This is a genomic window from Micromonospora avicenniae, from assembly GCF_900156065.1.
GTDB lineage: Bacteria > Actinomycetota > Actinomycetes > Mycobacteriales > Micromonosporaceae > Micromonospora > Micromonospora avicenniae.
The window spans coordinates 40,909-59,440 of sequence record NZ_FTNF01000029.1 but is presented as its reverse complement, the minus strand read 5'-3'; the positions used below and the strand labels follow the sequence as shown (position 1 = coordinate 59,440).

Here is an 18,532-nt window from a genome sequence, read left to right as displayed (position 1 = left end):
GCATGGCCGGCAACCGGTTCCGGTACGGGCAGTGGCGCGGCGGGCCGGACCCGCTCGCGCCCCCGTACGACGTACGTGAGGCTGTCGATGCCGTCGGCGCCGAGGTGCTGGCCGGCGGCAGCCTGCGTGAGACGCTGCGTGACCTGCTGCGCCGGGGCCCCAACGGGCGGCGCGGCCTGGACGAGCTGGCCGCCAGGGCGCGGCGGATGCGCCGGGAGGCGCTGCGCCGGGGTGACCTGGACGGGGCGGTGACCCGGTCACAGGCCCTGCTCGACCAGGCACTCGCGGCCGAGCGGGACGAGTTGCGCGGCCGGGAGGACGACGCCGCGCGCTTCGCCGAGACGGTGCTGGACAACCTGCCCCGCTCCACGGCGCGGGCGGTGCAGGAGCTGTCCGGCTACCAGTGGGCCAGCAAGGAGGCCCGCCGCACCTACCAGCAGATCCTCGACGGGCTCCGCGACGACGTGCTCGGGCAGCGTTTCGCCGGCCTGCGCGACGCGGTCCGCGCGACCGCAGACCCGGCGGCCCAGCAGCGGCTCGGCGAGATGATGCACGACCTGAACGACCTGCTGGCCCGGCACGCCCGGTCGGAGGACACCGGCGACGCGTTCGCCGAGTTCATGCGCCGGCACGGCGAGTTCTTCCCGGAGCAGCCGAAGGACGTCGACGAGCTGATCGACGTACTGGCCCGCCGGGCGGCGGCCGGGGAACGGCTGATGCGCTCCCTGTCGGACCGGCAGCGCGAGGAACTGGCCGGGCTCATGCAGCAGTCGCTCGGTGAGCAGCTGGCCGGCGAGATGTCGCAGCTCGACGCGCACCTACGGGCGCTCCGGCCCGACCTGGGCTGGGGACGGGGCGAGCGGGTCCGGGGAGAGCAGCCGCTCGGCTACGGCGAGGCGACCGGGGTGCTCGACGAGATCGCCGAGCTGGACGACCTGCTCGACCAGCTGGACCAGGAACATCCCGGGGCGACGCTGGACGACGTCGACGTGGAGGCGGTCGCCCGTACGCTCGGGCGGGACGCGGCCGACGACGTACGCCGGCTGCGGGAGCTGGAGCGGGAGCTGCGCCGGCAGGGCTGGGTGACGCGCGACGCCGAGGGGCTGACGCTGAGCCCGAAGGCGCTGCGCCGGCTCGGCGGCACCGCGCTGCGGCGCGTCTTCGCCGACCTGACGGCCGGGCCGCGCGGTCAGCACGACCTGCGCTCGGCGGGCGCCGCCGGCGAGGTGAGTGGCGCCTCCCGGCCCTGGGAGTACGGCGACGAGCAGCCGCTGGACGTGGTGCGCACTCTCACCCGGGCGGTACGCCGGGCCGGTCCGTCGGTACCCGTGCAGCTCGCGGTCGAGGACTTCGAGGTGGTGGAGACCGAGCGGCGTGCCTCGGCGGCGGTGGCGCTCTGCGTCGACCTGTCGTACTCGATGATCTCGCAGGGGCGGTGGGGGCCGATGAAGCAGACCGCCCTGGCCCTGTCGCACCTGATGGCGACCCGGTTCCCGCAGGACGCGCTTCAGATCATCGGGTTCGGCCGGGAAGCGATGCCGCTGACCCAGCACGAGCTGGCGGCGGTCGAGCCGGACATGGAACAGGGCACCAATCTCCAGCACGCGCTCCGGCTGGCGGGCCGGCACCTGCGCCGGCACCCGGACGCCGAGCCGGTGGTGCTGGTGGTGACCGACGGGGAACCGACCGCACACCTCGATCCGGACGACGGGGAGGCGTACTTCCACTGGCCGCCGTTGCCGGAGACGATCGAGGCGACGATCCGCGAGGTGGACCGCCTGGCCCGGTACCGGGCGACGCTGAACCTGTTCATGCTCGGCGACGACCCGGGGCTGCGCCGATTCGTCGACGCGGTGGCCCGCCGTTCGAAGGGCCGGATGTTCACTCCCGATCCGGACGACCTCGGCGAGTACGTCGTCTCCGACTACCTGCGCTCACGCCAGCGCCGCCGCTGACGCCGCACGTCGTCGATCACGCGAGTTGGGGCGGCCGGGGGCCCGTCCGGGTGAACCGGCCACCACAACCGCGTGATCGGCGGGGCGGTGCGGGGTTGACTGGGTTGGTGGAGAGCGGGAGGCTGCGGCGCGCGTACGACGAGGTGCTCGCGGAGGTCGACGCGGGCGGCTTCGGGCCGCCGCCGGTCGGTCAGCTGAGCGCCGAGCAGATCGTGGCCCATCTGGCCGCCAACGACGAGCTGATGGTCGAGGCGACCGAGGCGGTGCTGGCCGGATCGCCGTTCGCCTACTACGACCTGGAGACCATCCACCGGCCGCAGGTGGACGCCCTGGTCGCGGAGCACGGCGGCCTCGCTGGGTTGGCCACCCTGCTCCGCGCCACCAGCCAGAAGCTCTGCGCGCTGACCGACCGGCTCGGGCTGGCCGCCGAGACTCCGGTCGAGACCCACCTGCGCGAGGGCTTCGACCTGCGGGTCGACGACACCCTTCCCTGGGGCCGCACCCTCGACCTGCACACCACCGTGCACCTGCCGAAGCATCTGGCGCAGCTGCGCATGCTGCGCTCCGGCTGACCCCGAGGGCGACCGGCTGACCCCGAGGGCGACCGGCTGACCGCGGGGGCGACCGGCGGTCAGCCGGATCATCCGAAACAGCCCGGCGGCCGGCCGGATCATCCGGAACGGGCCCGGCGGTCGGCCGGATCACCCGGAGGGGCCCGGCGGGGCAGGTCCCGATGCTGGGCCGATACCTCGGAGGCATGAAAATGCCCCTGAGGTATCGGGCTCCGAGGGGACGTGGCTGCGGGGCCCATCAGCGAGCGCACGTGGGCACCTGCCGCAAGGCGCGTCGCCCCGCCGCCGCCCGCACGTCACTCGACGACCCGGACGTCCTTCCAGAAGGCCACCCGGTCGCGGACCATCTCGGCATCCGGCTTCGGGTCCGGGTAGTACCAGACGGCGTCGGCGCTCTTGCGCCCGTCGTGCTCGAGGGAGTAGTACGACGCGGTGCCCTTCCAGGGGCAGACCGTGTGGGTGTCGGACTCGCGGATCAGGTCGTCGCGCAGCGCGGAGCGGGGGAAGTAGTGGTTTCCCTCGACCACGACGGTGTCGTCGCTCTCGGCGATGACCAGGTCGTTCCAGACGGCTTTCGGCATGCGTCCCACGCTATGTCGCCCGACCCGCTCGCGACCACCGATCTTGCGCTCGGCCCCGGGACGCACCGCGGGGTGCCGGGTGAGGTCGGGTCAGCGGGTGGGCTCCGGGTCGGTGACGTCGGCGACGGTGGCACCCAGCAGTTCGATCGCCGCGTCGGCGTCCACCGCCACGGCCACCCCGTGCTCGCCCGCGCCGAGGGTGATGGTCCGGCCGCGTACCCGTTCGTCGGCGATCACCGGCCAGGCCGTGGTCGCGCCGAACGGGGTGATGGTGCCGCGCTCGTAGCCGGTGACGGCCTTCGCCGTCGCCGCGTCCGGCATGGAGATGCGGTTGACGCCGAGCAGGGCGCGCAGCTTCGGCCAGGAGATGACGCGGCCGCCGGGGGTGAGCACGAAGAGATGGTCCTCCGGGCCACGCCGCACCACGATCGTCTTCACCACGTCGGGGACCTCGACCCCGCGTACGGCGGCGGCCTCCGCGAGGCTGGTCACCGCCCCGTGCTGGATCACCCGGTACGGCAGGCCGGCGGCGTCGAGGGCGGCGAGCGCGGGTGACGGCATGTCGTGCACCGTAACCCGTGGCGGGCTGGTGGGGAGTGTGAAAAGGCCAACGTGGACATCCGGTGCCGTTGCCGTCATCGGGCGTAGAGTGATCACATGGGCGCGGTCCGTGTGGATCTTCAATCGGTCGACCATGACAGTGCGGTGACGACGCTGCGGCGCTCGTACGCGGCGGTGCCGTCCGGCGAGCCGATCCGGCTCGCCAAACGCACCTCGAACCTGTTCCGGCCGCGTACCGAGGTGCGAACGCCGGGGCTCGACGTGAGCGGGCTGACCGGGGTCATCTCGGTCGACCCGGCCGCCCGCACGGCCGACGTGCAGGGCATGTGCACCTACGAGGACATGGTCGACGCGACCCTCCCGCATGGGCTGATGCCGCTGGTGGTGCCGCAGCTGCGCACCATCACGCTGGGCGGCGCGGTCACCGGGCTGGGCATCGAGTCGACATCGTTCCGCAACGGCCTGCCACACGAGTCGGTCACCGAGCTGGACGTGCTCACCGGCTCCGGCGAGATCGTCACCGCTCGCCCCGACGGCGAGCACGCCGACCTCTTCGCGGCCTTCCCGAACTCGATGGGCAGCCTCGGCTACGCCACCCGGCTGCGCATCGAACTCCAGCCGGTGCGGCGGTACGTGGCGTTGCGCAACGTACGGTTCACCCGGCTGGAGGCGCTCACCGACGCGGTCGCCGAGGTGACCGCCACCCGGTCCTGGGACGGCGTGCCAGTGGACGCTATGGACGGGGTGATGTTCAGCCCCGGCGAGGCGTACCTGGTGTTCGGCACGTTCACCGACGAAGGTGCACGGCCCAGCGACTACACCGGGCAGGACATCTACTACCGGTCGCTGCGCCGGCGCATCCGGGACACGCTCACCACTTACGACTATCTCTGGCGCTGGGACACCGACTGGTTCTGGTGTTCCTCGGCGTTCGGCGTGCAGCACCCCGTGGTGCGCCGGCTCTGGCCCGCGCGCTACCGGCGCAGCGACGTCTACCACCGGCTGGTCCGGCTCGAGCACCGCCACGGTGTCGCCGCCCGGATCGAGCGGCTACGCGGCCGGCCCGCCCGGGAACGGGTGGTGCAGGACGTGGAGATCCCATTGGAGCGGACGGCCGACTTCCTGCGCTGGTTCGCGGGCGCGGTCGGGATGACCCCGGTCTGGCTCTGCCCACTGCGACTCCGTGAGCCGGCGGGTCCCGGCTCGACCCGGTCCTGGCCGCTGTATCCGCTGCGGCCGGGCCAGGACTACGTCAACATCGGTTTCTGGGGGAGCGTGCCGATCGCCGAGGGCGCCACCGACGGTGACGTCAACCGGTTGATCGAACGCGTGGTGTCGGAGATGGGCGGGCACAAGTCGCTCTACTCCGACGCGTACTACGACCGGGACTCCTTCGAGCGGCTCTACGGCGGCGCGACGTGGCGCGCCGTCCGGGACCGCTACGACCCGGAGCACCGGCTCACCGGACTGTACGAGAAGGCGGTGGCGAGAGCATGAGCCTGACCGATCGTGACCAGGGGGCCACAAGCGTCCCCGACACCCCGCCGGCGGGGGGCCGGCGGTCGCGTACGACCGTGGCGGACGTGGTCCGCGCGGTGACCATGGGTGACCTGCCGATACGGATAACCGGCTACGACGGCAGCGCCGTCGGTCCGGCCGACGCCGGGATCACGTTGGCCGTCCGCTCCGAGCGGGGGCTGTCCTACCTGCTCACCGCTCCGGGTGACCTGGGTATGGCCCGCGCGTACGTCAGCGGCGACCTGGGGCTGGAGGGGGTGCATCCGGGCGACCCGTACGAGGCGTTCCGGGTGCTCAGGGACGACGTGCGGCTGCGCATGCCGTCGTTGAGCGAGGCGCTGACGCTGGTGCGGGGGCTGGGCTGGGAGCGGCTGCGCCCGCCGCCGGCCCCGCCGCAGGAGGCCCAGCCGCGTTGGAAGCGGGTGATGAGCGGGCTGCGGCACTCCCGCTCCCGCGACAGCTCGGCGATCTCGCACCACTACGACGTCTCGAACGCGTTCTACGAGCGGGTGCTCGGCCCGTCCATGACGTACACCTGTGCGGTCTTCCGTTCTCCGGACGACACGCTGGAGCAGGCCCAGGCGTCGAAGTACGACCTGGTCGCCGCGAAGCTGGCGCTCAAGCCGGGGATGCGGCTGCTCGACGTGGGCTGCGGCTGGGGCGGCATGGTCCGGCACGCGGCTCGCGAGTACGGCGTCAAGGCGCTCGGTGTGACGCTGTCGAAGGCGCAGGCCGAGTGGGCGCAGGCGGCGATCGAGCGGGAGGGCCTGAGCGAGCTGGCCGAGGTACGGCACATGGACTACCGGGACGCGCCGGGCGAGGCGTTCGACGCGATCTCGTCCATCGGGCTGACCGAACACATCGGGGTGCGAAACTACCCGGCCTACTTCGGGGCGCTGCGCGACCGGCTGCGCCCGGGCGGGCGGCTGCTGAACCACTGCATCACCCGGGCTGACAACCGGGCTCCGCACCGTTCCGGCGCGTTCATCGACCGGTACGTCTTCCCGGACGGTGAACTGGCCGGGCCGGGCCGGGTGATCAGCGAGGTGCACGACGCCGGGCTGGAGGTGCACCACGAGGAGAACCTGCGGCAGCACTACGCGCTGACGTTGGCGGGCTGGTGCCGCAACCTCGTCGAGCACTGGGACTTCTGCGTCTCCGAGGTGGGTGCCGGCACCGCGCGCGTGTGGGGGCTCTACATGGCCGGGTCGCGGCTCGCGTTCGAGCGCAACAACATCCAGCTGCACCAGGTGCTGGCCACCCGCAACAACCCGGACGGGAGCAACGGCTACCCGCTGCGTCCGGACTGGCTGCCCTGACCGGCGCCTGATCCCGACGAACGGCCGCGCGACACGCGCGGCCGTTCGTCGTTCGGTTCGCTGACACCGTGGGCCCGGTGCCCCAGTCAACCTTCGGGCGCCCGCCGTCGTCCTTGCTGGGGACGGAAGGAGAGCCGGTGCGGCGAAAGAATCGCTTCGAAGGGCTGGACGTCCTCGTCGCCGAACGCGGGCGAGCGCTGCTCGCGACGGCGGTGCTGCTGACGGGCAGCCGGGTCGCCGGTGAGGACCTCGTGCAGGCGGCGCTGGAGCGACTGATGCGGAACTGGCACCGCGTGCACGGTGATCGGGAGGGGTACCTGCGTCGCACGCTGTACCACCTCGCGGTCGACCGGTGGCGGCTGCGCAGGCGACGGCCGGAGGTGCTGGCCGAGGTCGAACCGCCGAGCCAGCCGGACGGCACGGACGCCCTGCACCTCCGGCACGCGCTCGTCCAGGCGCTGGTCAAGCTGCCGCCCCGGCAGCGGGCCGTGCTGGTGCTCCGCTACTGGGAGCAGCTCAGCGAAGCGGAGGCCGCCGAGGTGCTGGGCTGCTCGGTCGGGACGGTGAAGTCCTCCGCCTCGCGGGGGCTTGCCCGGCTGCGTGAGCTGACGGCCGGGTGGGCGCTCGAAGACGCAGCTGTGAAGGGATGAGGCAGCAGATGACCATCAATCTTGAAGATCAGTTGACCACCGGCATGCGTGACCAGGTCAGCGGTCTGGTGTTCAGTCGCGACGTGCTGGGAGACGCTTCCCGGCGGCACCGGCGGCGCGTCGTTCTGCACCGGACGGCGTACGCCGCCGGCGTCGTCGCTGTGGTGGGGGCATTGGCCGCGGTCGCGGCCATCGGCGCCGGTGCCCCCGAAAGCGCGGAGAAGCCGCCGGGGCCGCTGGCCGAGCGGCCTCCGGCGGCCACCGCCGACTCGCCGCAGCTGCGGCTCGCCGCAGCGGCCGCAGCCAGCGAGAACATCAGCTACCGGATAAAGGTCACGACCACCTCGAAGGACGAGGCGCCACCGGAGGGCGAGCTGCCCGAGCCGGCGAGTGCAAGCTGGGTCACCACGGGGGCGTTCGATCCGACGACGGCCACCGGTTACCTGGAATCGCCGTACAACGGAAAGCTGCGACCTGTCATCGCGGCGGGTTACGAGCACGAGCGGCTGGTCGACGGTGTCCGCTACACAGGGGCACGTGACGGTACGGACCTCGACAACGGGAAGATTTTCTGGAGGAAGTACCCGGGGAAGCAGGACAACCTCGACTACGACATGGCGATGGGTGGCGGCCTGGGTGCCTCGGCTGATCCCCAGCAGCTGTTCCGGCTGCTGCGCGGGGCCGGCGCCACGGTGACGGAGAAGGCCGCCGGTGTCTATCACTTCGAGGTCACGGTGAAGGACGCATCCGACGGGATCGTCGCCGACGACTTCGTGGGCGACGTGACGATCGGCGCGGACAACCGGATCGCGAAGGTCGCCTATGCCCGTACGGCAGAGACGCGTATCCGCGGCAGCGACTTCACGTACCACCTCGGCGTGGTCATCGAGCTGTCCGGTTACGGCGCGCCGGTGAACGTCGAGGTGCCGGCCGGGGCCGACCTGCTGCCGTCCAGGTAGGCGAACGTCCCGCGAAAGGCCGCGCGACACGCGCGGCCTTTCGTCGAACCGATTGACAAACAAGTTTTGTACGTACAAACTGATTTTGCCATGAGAGATGTCCTGTACCTGGAACAGATCGAGCAGGCCGAGACCCTGCTCAAGCCGCAGCGCGTGGAGGTGTTGCGGCAGCTGGCCGAGCCGCGCACCTGCACCGAGGTGGCCGCCCGGCTGGAGCAGACGCCGCAGCGCGTCTACTACCACGTCAAGCAGTTGGTCGCGGCCGGCCTCGTCGACCTGGTCGCCGAGCGCAAGGTCCGCGGCATCACCGAAGGCATCTACCAGGCCGCCGCCCGGTCCTACTGGCTCTCACCCCGGCTGGTGGGTCGCATCGGGCTGCGCCGGGCTCGCGACGAGCTCAGCCTGGGCTACCTCCTCGATCTCATGGAGGAGGTCCAGTCCGACATCGCCGCCCTCGATCGGGCCGCGCCCGAGCTGCCCTCGATCGGAGTCTCGGGCGAGATCCGCGTGCCGGCGGAGCAACGCCAGCAGTTCCTGCGCGACCTGCAGACCACTCTGCAGGACCTTTTCACCCGCTACGGCGGCGCCGAGGGAGACGCATTCAAGCTCGCCGTGGCCTGCTACCCGAAGGGGAAAGACCGTGAGTGAACCGATTGAGCTGCACGTCCGTCTCGCCGCCCCGGTCGAGGCCGTCCGCCGGGCCCTGACCGACGCCGCCGAGCTGCGCGTCTGGCTGGCCGAGCACGCCGAGGTCGAGCTGCCCCAGCGGTACGAGTTCTGGGGCCGCTACACGCCCGAGGGCGACGCGCCCCACCAGCGCCCGCTGCACGTCGACGACGAGACGCTGCGCTTCGCGTGGACGCTCGACGGGGTGGAGACCACCACCGAGTTCCGGCTGCGGGCCGAGAACGCCGACTCGACCATCCTCAGCCTGAGCCAGAGCCACTGGGACTTCGCCGACGTGATCAGCGGCGCGATCCGCGGGGTGCTGCAGACGTACTGGTGCCTCTCCGTCGCCAACCTCGCCCTGCACTTGGAGGGCCGGCCGCTGCTGCCGAAGGTCGACTTCACCTCCACCGAGATGCGCGGCGAGATCGTCATCGACGCGCCGATGGCCAAGGTGTTCACGTCGCTGACCGACTCCGAGCAGGCCAGCGCCTGGTTCGGTCACCCGATCGGCATCGAGCCGTGGGTCGGCGGCCGCTACGCGATGGGCGGCTTCGAGGCGGGCTACGCCGCCAAGGTCGTCGACCTGGACCCGGGACGCAAGGTCTCCGTCGACTGGGGAGCCCCTGGCGTCACCACCTGGGAGCTGGCCGAGTCCGACGGTAAGACCAAGCTCACCTTCGTGCAGAGCGGCTTCGACGAGTCCAACCCGCCGTACGCCGCCTGGGCCGGATCGCTGAGCGGCCTGTACGAGCTGCGCCGCTACAACGAGCTGGCGGACTGGCAGTCGATGTGGCTCACCGAGGAGCCGAGCGCCGAGCCCGAGACCGTCACCGCGGGCTGACAGATGGTGCCGGCGTGGCCACCTCCATCGAGGTGGCCACGCCGACGGTCTCCGTGCGGCTGGTCGCGTTACGGGCGGATGCCGAAGGGGCCGAGCGAGCCGTAGTCGAGGCGGATCGCCTCGGCCATCGTGAAGACGCTGGACTTGGTGAAGACGTCGGCGCCGCCGAGGCGGTCGACCCAACGCGGTACGAGGTCCTCGCTGGCCCGGGTGACCACCGCGTCCAGGTAGGCGTTGAAAATCGCCCAGCCGTTCTCCTGATCGACCGAGTCGAGGATCGCGCCGAAGTCCACATCGGCGTACGCGGCCTCCGTGGTCGCCCGTACGTCCGCGATGTACTCCTGCTGAACCACCACGTCGTCGCGGGTGCCCAACCGGGTGAGGTGGCCACCGATCAGCTTCTGGAAGGGGTACTCCAGCGCCCGCTCGTGTGCGGTGACCCAGCCGGGGATGTCGGACGAGACGGCCAGGTAGGCGAACGGCACCCAACCGGGGAAGATCACGTCCACCAGCATCAGCGTCTTCTGCCGGGGCGCGTAGACGAACAGGTTGCCGGGTGAGTGGTTCGGCCCCTGGTAGCTCAGCTCGAGTCGCTGGTTGCCGCGCCTGACCTCACGGCTGGTGGCGAAGGTGTGGGTGGGGGCCGGCCGGTTCGGATCCTTCACCCGGCTGAGGATCTCGGCTGCGTCGACGTGGGCGTACCTGCGGGCGGTCGAGGGGTAGAGAACCGCCGCGCCGATGTGGTCCGCGTGGTGGTGGCTGTAGACGACGTCGGTCACCGGCCGAGGGGTGACCTCGCGGATGGCCCGCAGGATGTTGTTGCCGAGCGTCGGGGGTGCGTCCACGGCGATGACGCCCTCGTCCGAGACCAGGAACATCATCTGGTACATGCCGTCGGTCAGCCAGTACAGGTCGTCGCCGAGCTCTTCCACGAGATAGCCCTTGGCGGGAATGGCCGGTCCCTTCGCCGCCGGCGGTACCGGAGCGGTGCCGGTCGTGGTGGCGGCGGCCGCCGGAAGCCCACCGAGCAGGGTGGCCGCGGAGCCGGCCGCGGTCATGGCACCGGCTGCGCGCAGTAGCGTACGGCGCGGAATCCGTAGGGATCGCTGGGGGAACGCCGCGTTGCTCATGACAGGTCTCCTTCGTGTGTCCCAGTGGGACGAGGTCGAGCCTTTCGGACCCGTCAACGATCATCGAAGCCGTTTTCATCCATCTGGTTGAATTCGTGACGTACGGAACAGTGGCGGCCTTCACGGCCGCGACGGCACGGTCCGGGGCGGCGCGATCGTCCGCGCGCCCTTCCGGTGCGATCGCGGCCTATCCTGGCGGATCATGACGAGCAGCGAGCAGCGACTGGCCGCGATCCGGGGCGGCGTCCCGCCGCGGCGACACAACGCCCGGACGATCGCCGCGCTGACCGGTAACCCGGGCTGCACCCGGCGGGCGATGCTGGACGGCGCCGGGGTCGACAAGACCGGGCTGGCCGAGCGGATCGGCTTCCCCGCCCGCTTCGGCCAGTCCAGGTTCGCCATCACCCGCGGCAACACCTTCGAGGCGCAGCTCAAGGCCGACGGCGGTGTCGAACTGCTCCGGCTGGTCGCCGAGCGGCTCGGCGTCGAGCCCGGTGACCGGGCCGACTGGACCGACCTCGGCGCCGCCGACGACCTGCCCGCGCGGCACACCCGGTCGCGCGAGCTGCTGACGGCCGCCGTGCCCACCGGCCCGCGCCAACCGGCCGCGCTCTTCGACCATCCGCTGCTCAGCCTCGAGGTCGCCGGGCGACGTGTGCACCTCGAACCGGATCTGGTCGCCGCCCGGCTGGCCGGCCGGTTCCACGTCGTGGAGATCAAGTCCTTTCCGGTGATCGACGGGCAGGCCGATCCGGCGAAGGTGTCGGCCGCCGCGACCCAGTCCGCGGTGTACGTGCTGGCGCTGCGCGAACTGCTCGCCGCGGCCGGGCACGACCCGGAACTGGTGTCGCACGACGTGGTGCTGATCTGCCCGCGTGACTTCGCGAACCAGCCGGTGGCGAGCCTGCTCGACGTACGCAAGCAGCTGCTGGTGCTGCGCCGTCAGCTGACCCGGATGGATCGCCTCGACGACCTGCTGGCCGCGGTGCCCGCGGACTTCACCGCCGACCTGACCGCCGACCCGGCGACGCTGACCGCCGCGCTGGCCCGCGTCGAGGCCCGGTACGCGCCGGAGTGCCTGGCCAGCTGCGAGTTGTCCTACTTCTGCCGGCACGAGGCGCGTGGCCAGAGCGGGGCGATGGGGCGGCCGGTGCGGGAGGCGCTCGGCGGGGTCGGCACCGTGGCGGAGGTGATGGCGCTCGCCTCCGGCGAACGCACGCCCGAGCCGGAGCAGGCGGAGGCCGCCGCCCTGCTGCGCGCCGCCGCCCGGTTGCGCGCCGACGCCCTCGGCGCTTCGGCATGAGTACGCTGCGCGCGCTCGCGAAGGCGCAGGCCGTCGCCGCCGGGGTGGCCCAGCCGGTGGCCACCGTGCGCCACGTCCATCTGCACGAACGCCCACTGGTGCTGGTTCCGCTCGCGCTGGCCGGCGAGGCGAACGCTCCGCTGGCCGCCCTGGTCGGCGCCGCGCCGGACGAGGCGAAGCTGCTGATCGTGCCCCAGCCCCGTAACCGGAGCCAACGCTTCGCGTTCGCCGCCGAGCTGGCCTCGGTCGTGCTGCCCTACCTGGACGCGTACCGGGGGGTGAGCGAGGCGGTGGCGGTCGACCGGGGCCGGGACGTCCGCCACCGGTACGTGGACGCACCGCAACTGCTGGTGCCCAACCCGGCCGGGATCAGCTTCCTGCGGCTGCTCGGCCGGTCGACCCGGTTCCGCCGCCCGGACGGGGAGTACCCGGTGCATCCGTCGGTGCCGCTGCTCGGGCGCTGGCTGACGTTCTTCGCCGAGCGGGCCGAACATCCCGGCTCGTCGGCGCTGCTGGCGATGACCGACGCGCTGACCCTGCACTGGGCCACCGGGCAGAGCGCGGTCGAGGACCTGCACCTGCCGGCGCTGCTCGGCTGGATCGAGCCGTCGGCCGGGCTCACCGGTGCCGAGGCGGCCGCCCGGGCCGAGGACCCGTCGACGCATCCGCCGGCCGGCCCGGCCACCGATCCGGACTTCGACAACCGTCGGCTCGCCCCGGCCATCGAGGCGTACGCCGAGGCGGAGGAGGACCCGCAGGCGCGCGCCGAGGCGTACGCGGAGCTCGAAGCGCTGCTGCGTGACCAGCTCGCGCCCACCTGGGAGCTGATGTGGCGCGGCGTCGGGTTGCTGCGCGGGCTGACGCCCGGAGCCCGGGTCGAGGGGCGCTGGGCCGGTGACCGGGACGCGTTCACCGCGCACGCGGAGCACGTGGATTCCGGCGGTGGCCCGCAGCCGCGCCTGGACGGCGCGGTGGCCGCGGCGGTACGGCTGCACCGGCTGGAGCGGGCCCTCACCTCGTACGCGGTGCAGCGCGCCTACGACGATCCGCTGGTGATGGCCGAGCACCGGCTGGCCGGTGAGGCGTTCGTCGGTGACGTGACGCTGGCCGACCCGAAACGGGTCGACGACAGCGGGAAGCGGCCTGTGCTTCGTCCCCGGATCCAGCTGGTCACCACCGAGCCCGTGCTCGTGCCGGTCGGGGCAACGTTGTACTGCCCGACCCGGCCGTCGCAGAAGGCCCGGGTGGTTTTCGTGACCCCGGGCGCGGACGGCAAGACCGAGGTGGTGTTGGAGCTCTCCGGCGGAATGGGGCGCGGACTGACCGCGCCGCCGGGCAGCGTGCCGGAGGTGGGGGAGCGCCTCTGCTACACCACTCTGTCCGATGCGTACCTGCCGTCGGGGGCGTTTCCCGCCCCGGAGGAGACGCCGTGGACCCACGGCGGCCCGCCGGGTTCCGTGGCCGGTGCTCCTGGCGCCGGTGAGCTGCCCGGCGGTGAGCTGCCCGGCGGTGAGCTGCCCGGTTCGGACGGTGATCCCGGGGAGGAGTGGGCCTGACCCGCTGGCACACCTGATGCCCGGCGGACGTGCGGACGCTCCCGCCACGTTTACCGCCAGTCCGGACGGCCCAGCCTCTACCGGCAGGGAACTACACCACGGTGCGTGATCGCTGGCCGCCGGTTCTCGCAGCGGTGCGGGCGCGTCCGGAAGCGCGTCAACGCGGTCGACCGGGACGGGCCGGCGACAGCGCGGAAGGTCGCAACGACCGCCGCCGTCGCGCGAGGGTGACGCTCCGTATATCGGGAACCAGCCGGTCGGCCCCTGGCGGGGCAACCCGAACGCTGGCTAGGCTTTCCGCGTTTGGCCGGGGCGGTCCGCGCCGTAGGGGTGCCCGCACGGGAGGGAGCCGGAGCGAGCGTGCCGCCGCAGGACCTGGAGCAGGCGCCCGCCTGCGCCCGCCCGGCGTCCGCCGACCGCGGGTCGCCCGATCGCCGCCGGACCGGCCGAGTGTCGTCCGGCTCGGCCCGCCCACGTCGGGTCGGGCTGCTGGTCGCGGTGGGCGGCGTACTGCTCCTGACGGTCTGGTTGGCGGCGGCGTTGCCGGGAGCGGCCCTGGCCAGCGATCTTGGTGCACTGCTGGTGTCCGGCTGGGCCGTGATGGCCTGCGTGGGCGCGGCGCGCCGGCAGCCCGCTTCGCTGCGTCGGTTCTGGACGCTGCTGGCCGCCAGCACGGGGCTCGCCGCGGTCGGCCGGGCGCTCTGGGCGGCGCAGCGACTCACCGGCGGCGAGTTGCCGCACATCGCGCTCGTCGCGGCGGTCTACCTCACCGGGATCCTCACCGGCACCGTCGCGCTGCTCTGTGTGCTCACCGCCCCGCGCAGCCCGGTCGGCCGGGCCCGTGTCCTGCTGGACGGGGTGATCGTCGGGCTCGCTCTGGTGCCGATCGTCTGGGTGGTGGTGTTCCGCGACGTCGACGCGGCGGCACTGGCCGATCCGGTCCGCACCCTCGGGCTGTTCTTCCCGATGCTCGACCTGGTGCAGCTGACCGTCCTGGTGGCGGCGGCCGGCACGGCACGTCCGGTCTGGCGGCCGATGACCATGATCGCCGGCAGCCTGGTGACGCGGGCGTTGGCCGACACGGCGTACGTCGCGCTCGCCGCGCGAGGCGACTACGTCGCCGGTCACCTCCTCGACGTGTGCTGGCCGGTGAGCTACCTGCTGATCGTCGCCGCCACCTGGTATCCGCCTCCGCCGGTCTGCACCGATCCCGACGACACCGCCGATGCTCCGCTGCCGCCGTGGTGGCAGGTGGCCCTGCCGTACCTGCTGGTGGGTGGTGCGATCGGGGCGGTGATGCTGGCCCGGAAGCCGACCGGCCAGACCCCGCACCTGGTGTTCGTGGGCATGCTGGGGCTGCTCGCCGCCCTGGCCGTACGGCAGGGCCTGGCCGCTCAACAGAACCTGTGGCTGGTGGCCCGGCTGCGCACGCTCGCCTACACCGACCAGCTGACCGGGCTGCCGAACCGGCTGATGTTCATTCGCCAGCTGCGGCGGGCGCTGCGCGTCGAGGGTCCGGTGGCGGTGCTGATGCTCGACCTGGACGGGTTCAAGCAGGTCAACGACCGGTTCGGTCACGCCACCGGGGACACTCTGCTGACCCGCCTGGCGGCGCGGATGCGCAGCGCCGTGGACGGCGACGGCATCATCGCCCGGCTCGGCGGGGACGAGTTCGCCGTACTGGTCGACGGCGAGCGGTCGGCACCGCCGGAGCGGTTGGCCGAGCGGCTGCTCGACGCGCTGCAACCCTCCGACGGTGAGGAGCACGCGGGGGTGCATCCCTCGGCGAGCATCGGCATCGCCGAGTACGGCCCGCAGCACACCTCGCACACCGATCTGCTGCGCGACGCCGACATCGCCATGTACGCGGCCAAGGCGGCGGGGAAGTCGGCGTACCGGGTGTGCACGCCGGAGCTGCGTGAGGCCGCGGTGTCCCGGGCGGAGCTGATCGCCGACCTGCGCCGGGCGGTCGACGAGGGCCAGTTGCACCTGGAGTTCCAGCCGATCGTCGACCTGGCCACCGGGGCGGTACGCAGCGCGGAGGCGCTGGTCCGCTGGCGGCACCCCCGGCTCGGACTGCTCAGCCCGGCGCGGTTCCTGCCGCTGGCCGAGGAGACCGGGCTGATCGTGCAGATCGACCGGTGGGTGATCCACGAGGCGTGCCGGGCGGCGGCGACCTGGCGGGACCGGCCGACCGAGGCCACCGTCGCGGTGAACATCGCCGCCGCGCACCTGCGCCGGCCGGACCTGATCGCCACGGTCACCGCAGCCACCGCCGCCGCCGGGCTGGCGCCCCGGACGCTCACCCTGGAGCTGACCGAGTCGGCGCTGATCGACGGCAGCGAGGCGGTGCTGGAGCGGCTGCGTCAGCTGCGTGAACTGGGCATCCGGATCGCCATCGACGACTTCGGCACGGGCTACTCGTCGCTGAGCTACCTGCACCGCATCCCGGCCACCGAGCTGAAGATCGACCGCTCGTTCGTGGCCCGGCTCGACCTCGACGACGACCGGGCGTACGCCACGGTGGAGATGGTGACCCGACTCGCCAACGCGTTCGACCTGTCGGTGGTGGCCGAGGGGGTCGAGACGGAGCGGCAGCACGCGGCGGTCGCCGCGATCGGCTGCCTGCACGGCCAGGGTTACCGGTACGGCCGCCCCGGTGGCCTGGTGCAGCTGAATTCGCTGCTGGGCCGGGCAGAATCGGGCTTGACCCTCACGTAACGGCAGGCGGCAGCCTGGTTTCCGGAAGGGAGGGAACCATGGCGTACACGGTTGGTCAGGTGGCGAAGCTCGCCGGCGTGACGGTGCGGACGCTGCACCACTACGACGAGATCGGGCTGCTCTCGCCGAGTGGGCGCAGCTCGACGGGCTACCGCCGCTACGACGACACGGACCTGGAGCGGTTGCAGCTCATCCGTCACTACCGCGAGCTCGGGTTCCCGTTGGATCAGATCACCGGGATCCTCGACGATCCGGCGGCCGATCCGGCCGCGCACCTGCGCCGTCAACACGAGCTCCTGACGGTACGGATCAAGCGGTTGCAGGAGATGGTCTCGGCGATCGAGTTCGCATTGGAGGCGAGGAAGTTGAACATCCGGCTGACCCCGGAGGAGCGGTTCGAGGTCTTCGGGGACTTCGAGCCGGAGGCGCACGCCGAGGAGGCGGAGCAGCGGTGGGGCGGCACCGAGGCGTACGCGGAGTCGAACCGGCGGGTGTCCCGGTACGGCAAGGACGACTGGCTGCGGTTCAAGCAGGAGAACGAGGACTGGGCGCGGCGGATCGTGGCGGTGATGTCCTCCGGCGCGCCGGCGGACGGCCCCGAGGCGATGGAGCTGGCCGAGGAGCACCGGCAGATCATCGGCCGCTGGTTCTACGAGTGCTCGTACGAGATCCACACCGGCCTGGCCGACATGTACCTGGCCGACGAGCGCTTCACCGCGCACTACGAGAGCATCGCGCCCGGCCTCACCGCGTACCTGGCCGAAGCGATCCACGCCAACGCGATCAGCCGCGCCTGAGCACGGACCCGTTCCGGCCCGGCGTACCCGAAAAGGGGTGTCCGCCGGGCCGGGAACGCCCGATCACGGCCCGAAGGTGCCGGCCTGCGGTTCAACGAGGTAGTCGTAGACGGTGCGGGCCAATCGCCGTACGGTCTCGTCGCCGCCGGCCATCGGGCCGGAGGTGAGGAACGCGACCGCGACCTGCGAGCTGGGCAGGAGGTAGTAGCCGACGTCGTGCGAGGTGTCCGGCAGGTCGCCGGTCTTGTGCGCGACGGGGACCCCGGGTGGCAGCGCGGCTGGGATCTTGGTGTTGAGGGTCTGCTCGGCCATGAAAGCGATCATCAGGTCGCGGGAGGCCGGGGTGAGGATCTGCGCGTCCCAGACGGCGCCGAGGAGCGCGACCACGTCGTCGGGGCTGGTGTAGTTCTCCTCGCCGCGCATGGCGGCCTCGGTGTCGAGCATCTTGCGGGCCAGGATCGTCTCCCGCTGGTTCATCGAGTCGATCAGATCGTTGACCGGCGCGAAGCCGCCGAAGTAGTCGATCAGCACGTTCGCGGCCGTGTTGTCGCTGTACTTGATCATGTATTCGGCGAGCCGGTGCAAGGTCACCACCTGCGGGAACGTCTCGTGCTGCAGTTCACCAGTGCCGTCGACGACCTGGGCCGGGGTGACCAGCACTCCGTCGTCGAGGGAGACCTGGCCGCAGTCGACCCGGCGCAGCAGCTCCACCAGAATCCACAGTTTGATCACGCTGGCGGCCTTCGGGCGGAACGTGCCGTTGACCGCGATCTGCTGGTCGCCGTACCGGCCGGAGAGGTCCCGCACCGTGACCCCTGCCGGGTTGGCGGTGGAGGCGTCGACGACCTGCTGGAGCTGCCCGGTGAGCGGAAGCAGCCGGCGACCGGCCACCGGATCGCTGGGCGGCTGCGGCTCGGTGACCACCTCACCGACCAGCCCGTCCGGCCCGGCCCCGGGACGGGTCACCTCGACGATGCCCCGGCTGCGGCCCACCAGCGGCACGTCATACGCGTAGGTGGTTCCGTCCACCGTGACCTCGCCGCTGGCCACCCGGCCGCGTACCCGCATGTCCGGGTCGGCGATCCGGCCGGTGTCGCCGTCGCAGGCCCGGTAGCGCACGGTGCGGGTCTCGCTGTCGACAGAGAAGGCTCCGCCGGGGAAGGCCAGCCAGGCGAGGGTGCTGGCTGGCGGCCGCCGGTCCGGGGTTTCCGGCGTCGGGGCCGGTCCGCCGCCGTCGGCCACGGCCGGACCGGTGGGCAGCAGAGCGAGGGCGACGCCCGTGGCGGCCAGCTCCGTGAGGCGTACGTGCCAGGCGCGTCGTCGGGAAGATGAGACCTTCTTGTCGGCTTTCTTCACGTTCGTACGATATGAAGCGCGTGCGGCGGATGGCGTCGACGCGG

The 18,532-nt window shown here is 72.2% G+C and carries 16 protein-coding genes; 12 read left to right on the top strand and 4 right to left on the bottom strand.

Annotation, left to right across the window (positions count from 1 at the left end):
* Positions 1–2: 2 nt before the first annotated feature.
* Positions 3–1,955, top strand: coding sequence for a vWA domain-containing protein (locus BXA10_RS27600; protein WP_076473772.1), 1,953 nt, complete (start codon positions 3–5; stop codon positions 1,953–1,955).
* Positions 1,956–2,062: 107 nt separating this feature from the next.
* The gene (locus BXA10_RS27595; protein WP_076473771.1) at positions 2,063–2,527 is read left to right on the top strand and encodes a hypothetical protein; all 465 of its coding nucleotides are present in this window, start codon (positions 2,063–2,065) and stop codon (positions 2,525–2,527) included.
* A 296-nt stretch (positions 2,528–2,823) separates the two neighbouring features.
* Here BXA10_RS27595 and BXA10_RS27590 read toward each other — a convergent pair whose 3' ends face one another.
* A complete protein-coding gene (locus BXA10_RS27590; RefSeq protein WP_076473770.1) occupies positions 2,824–3,108 on the bottom strand; it encodes a DUF427 domain-containing protein in 285 nt (94 codons plus the stop codon).
* A 90-nt stretch (positions 3,109–3,198) separates the two neighbouring features.
* Entirely contained in the window at positions 3,199–3,669 is a 471-nt protein-coding gene (locus BXA10_RS27585) for an aminoacyl-tRNA deacylase (protein WP_076473769.1), read from the bottom strand.
* A gap of 96 nt (positions 3,670–3,765) precedes the next feature.
* Between BXA10_RS27585 and BXA10_RS27580 the strand changes: the two genes are divergently transcribed.
* The 6 genes from BXA10_RS27580 to BXA10_RS27555 all read left to right on the top strand — a co-directional run bounded on the left by BXA10_RS27580 (position 3,766) and on the right by BXA10_RS27555 (position 9,625).
* Positions 3,766–5,166: an FAD-binding oxidoreductase gene (locus tag BXA10_RS27580; protein WP_076473768.1), complete on the top strand. Its 1,401-nt coding sequence runs from the start codon at positions 3,766–3,768 to the stop codon at positions 5,164–5,166.
* On the top strand, positions 5,163–6,506 hold the full coding sequence (locus BXA10_RS27575) for a class I SAM-dependent methyltransferase (protein ID WP_076473767.1): 1,344 nt from the start codon (positions 5,163–5,165) through the stop codon (positions 6,504–6,506). Before BXA10_RS27580 ends, BXA10_RS27575 begins: the two co-directional genes overlap by 4 nt.
* A gap of 137 nt (positions 6,507–6,643) precedes the next feature.
* On the top strand, positions 6,644–7,156 hold the full coding sequence (locus BXA10_RS27570; RefSeq protein WP_245828576.1) for a SigE family RNA polymerase sigma factor: 513 nt from the start codon (positions 6,644–6,646) through the stop codon (positions 7,154–7,156).
* Positions 7,157–7,164: 8 nt separating this feature from the next.
* Positions 7,165–8,115, top strand: coding sequence for a hypothetical protein (locus tag BXA10_RS27565; protein ID WP_076473766.1), 951 nt, complete (start codon positions 7,165–7,167; stop codon positions 8,113–8,115).
* 90 nt (positions 8,116–8,205) lie between these two features.
* Positions 8,206–8,763 carry a winged helix-turn-helix domain-containing protein gene (locus tag BXA10_RS27560; RefSeq protein ID WP_076473765.1) on the top strand — a complete coding sequence of 186 codons (558 nt, stop codon included), beginning with the start codon at positions 8,206–8,208 and terminating at the stop codon, positions 8,761–8,763.
* Complete coding sequence (locus BXA10_RS27555; RefSeq protein WP_076473764.1) at positions 8,756–9,625, top strand: SRPBCC family protein; 870 nt, start codon at positions 8,756–8,758, stop codon at positions 9,623–9,625. The genes BXA10_RS27560 and BXA10_RS27555 overlap by 8 nt, the downstream gene beginning before the upstream one ends.
* A gap of 68 nt (positions 9,626–9,693) precedes the next feature.
* Here the strand turns inward: BXA10_RS27555 and BXA10_RS27550 are convergent, their stop codons facing one another.
* Positions 9,694–10,755, bottom strand: coding sequence for an MBL fold metallo-hydrolase (locus BXA10_RS27550; protein WP_076473763.1), 1,062 nt, complete (start codon positions 10,753–10,755; stop codon positions 9,694–9,696).
* A gap of 202 nt (positions 10,756–10,957) precedes the next feature.
* On the opposite strand from BXA10_RS27550, the gene BXA10_RS27545 reads away from it, so the two are divergent.
* The 4 genes from BXA10_RS27545 (at position 10,958) to BXA10_RS27530 (ending at position 17,132) form a co-directional block, all read left to right on the top strand.
* Positions 10,958–12,058 carry a hypothetical protein gene (locus BXA10_RS27545; protein WP_076473762.1) on the top strand — a complete coding sequence of 367 codons (1,101 nt, stop codon included), beginning with the start codon at positions 10,958–10,960 and terminating at the stop codon, positions 12,056–12,058.
* Positions 12,055–13,614: a hypothetical protein gene (locus BXA10_RS27540; RefSeq protein WP_076473761.1), complete on the top strand. Its 1,560-nt coding sequence runs from the start codon at positions 12,055–12,057 to the stop codon at positions 13,612–13,614. The genes BXA10_RS27545 and BXA10_RS27540 overlap by 4 nt, the downstream gene beginning before the upstream one ends.
* Positions 13,615–13,974: 360 nt before the next feature.
* Complete coding sequence (locus tag BXA10_RS27535; protein WP_245828573.1) at positions 13,975–16,335, top strand: putative bifunctional diguanylate cyclase/phosphodiesterase; 2,361 nt, start codon at positions 13,975–13,977, stop codon at positions 16,333–16,335.
* A 38-nt stretch (positions 16,336–16,373) separates the two neighbouring features.
* Positions 16,374–17,132, top strand: coding sequence for a MerR family transcriptional regulator (locus tag BXA10_RS27530; RefSeq protein WP_076473760.1), 759 nt, complete (start codon positions 16,374–16,376; stop codon positions 17,130–17,132).
* A 63-nt stretch (positions 17,133–17,195) separates the two neighbouring features.
* On the opposite strand, the gene BXA10_RS27525 is transcribed toward BXA10_RS27530, so the two are convergent.
* Positions 17,196–18,488, bottom strand: coding sequence for a serine hydrolase (locus tag BXA10_RS27525; protein WP_076473759.1), 1,293 nt, complete (start codon positions 18,486–18,488; stop codon positions 17,196–17,198).
* Between the last annotated feature and the right edge of the window lie 44 nt (positions 18,489–18,532).

Excerpts from the sequence above, each read along its gene's own strand:
- BXA10_RS27600 (WP_076473772.1), top strand. The coding sequence starts at position 3 with ATGGCCGGCAACCGGTTCCGGTACGGGCAGTGGCGCGGCGGGCCGGAC.
- BXA10_RS27590 (WP_076473770.1), bottom strand. The coding sequence starts at position 3,108 with ATGCCGAAAGCCGTCTGGAACGACCTGGTCATCGCCGAGAGCGACGAC.
- BXA10_RS27585 (WP_076473769.1), bottom strand. The coding sequence starts at position 3,669 with ATGCCGTCACCCGCGCTCGCCGCCCTCGACGCCGCCGGCCTGCCGTAC.
- BXA10_RS27580 (WP_076473768.1), top strand. The coding sequence starts at position 3,766 with ATGGGCGCGGTCCGTGTGGATCTTCAATCGGTCGACCATGACAGTGCG.
- BXA10_RS27575 (WP_076473767.1), top strand. The coding sequence starts at position 5,163 with ATGAGCCTGACCGATCGTGACCAGGGGGCCACAAGCGTCCCCGACACC.
- BXA10_RS27565 (WP_076473766.1), top strand. The coding sequence starts at position 7,165 with ATGACCATCAATCTTGAAGATCAGTTGACCACCGGCATGCGTGACCAG.
- BXA10_RS27560 (WP_076473765.1), top strand. The coding sequence starts at position 8,206 with ATGAGAGATGTCCTGTACCTGGAACAGATCGAGCAGGCCGAGACCCTG.
- BXA10_RS27550 (WP_076473763.1), bottom strand. The coding sequence starts at position 10,755 with ATGAGCAACGCGGCGTTCCCCCAGCGATCCCTACGGATTCCGCGCCGT.
- BXA10_RS27545 (WP_076473762.1), top strand. The coding sequence starts at position 10,958 with ATGACGAGCAGCGAGCAGCGACTGGCCGCGATCCGGGGCGGCGTCCCG.
- BXA10_RS27540 (WP_076473761.1), top strand. The coding sequence starts at position 12,055 with ATGAGTACGCTGCGCGCGCTCGCGAAGGCGCAGGCCGTCGCCGCCGGG.
- BXA10_RS27530 (WP_076473760.1), top strand. The coding sequence starts at position 16,374 with ATGGCGTACACGGTTGGTCAGGTGGCGAAGCTCGCCGGCGTGACGGTG.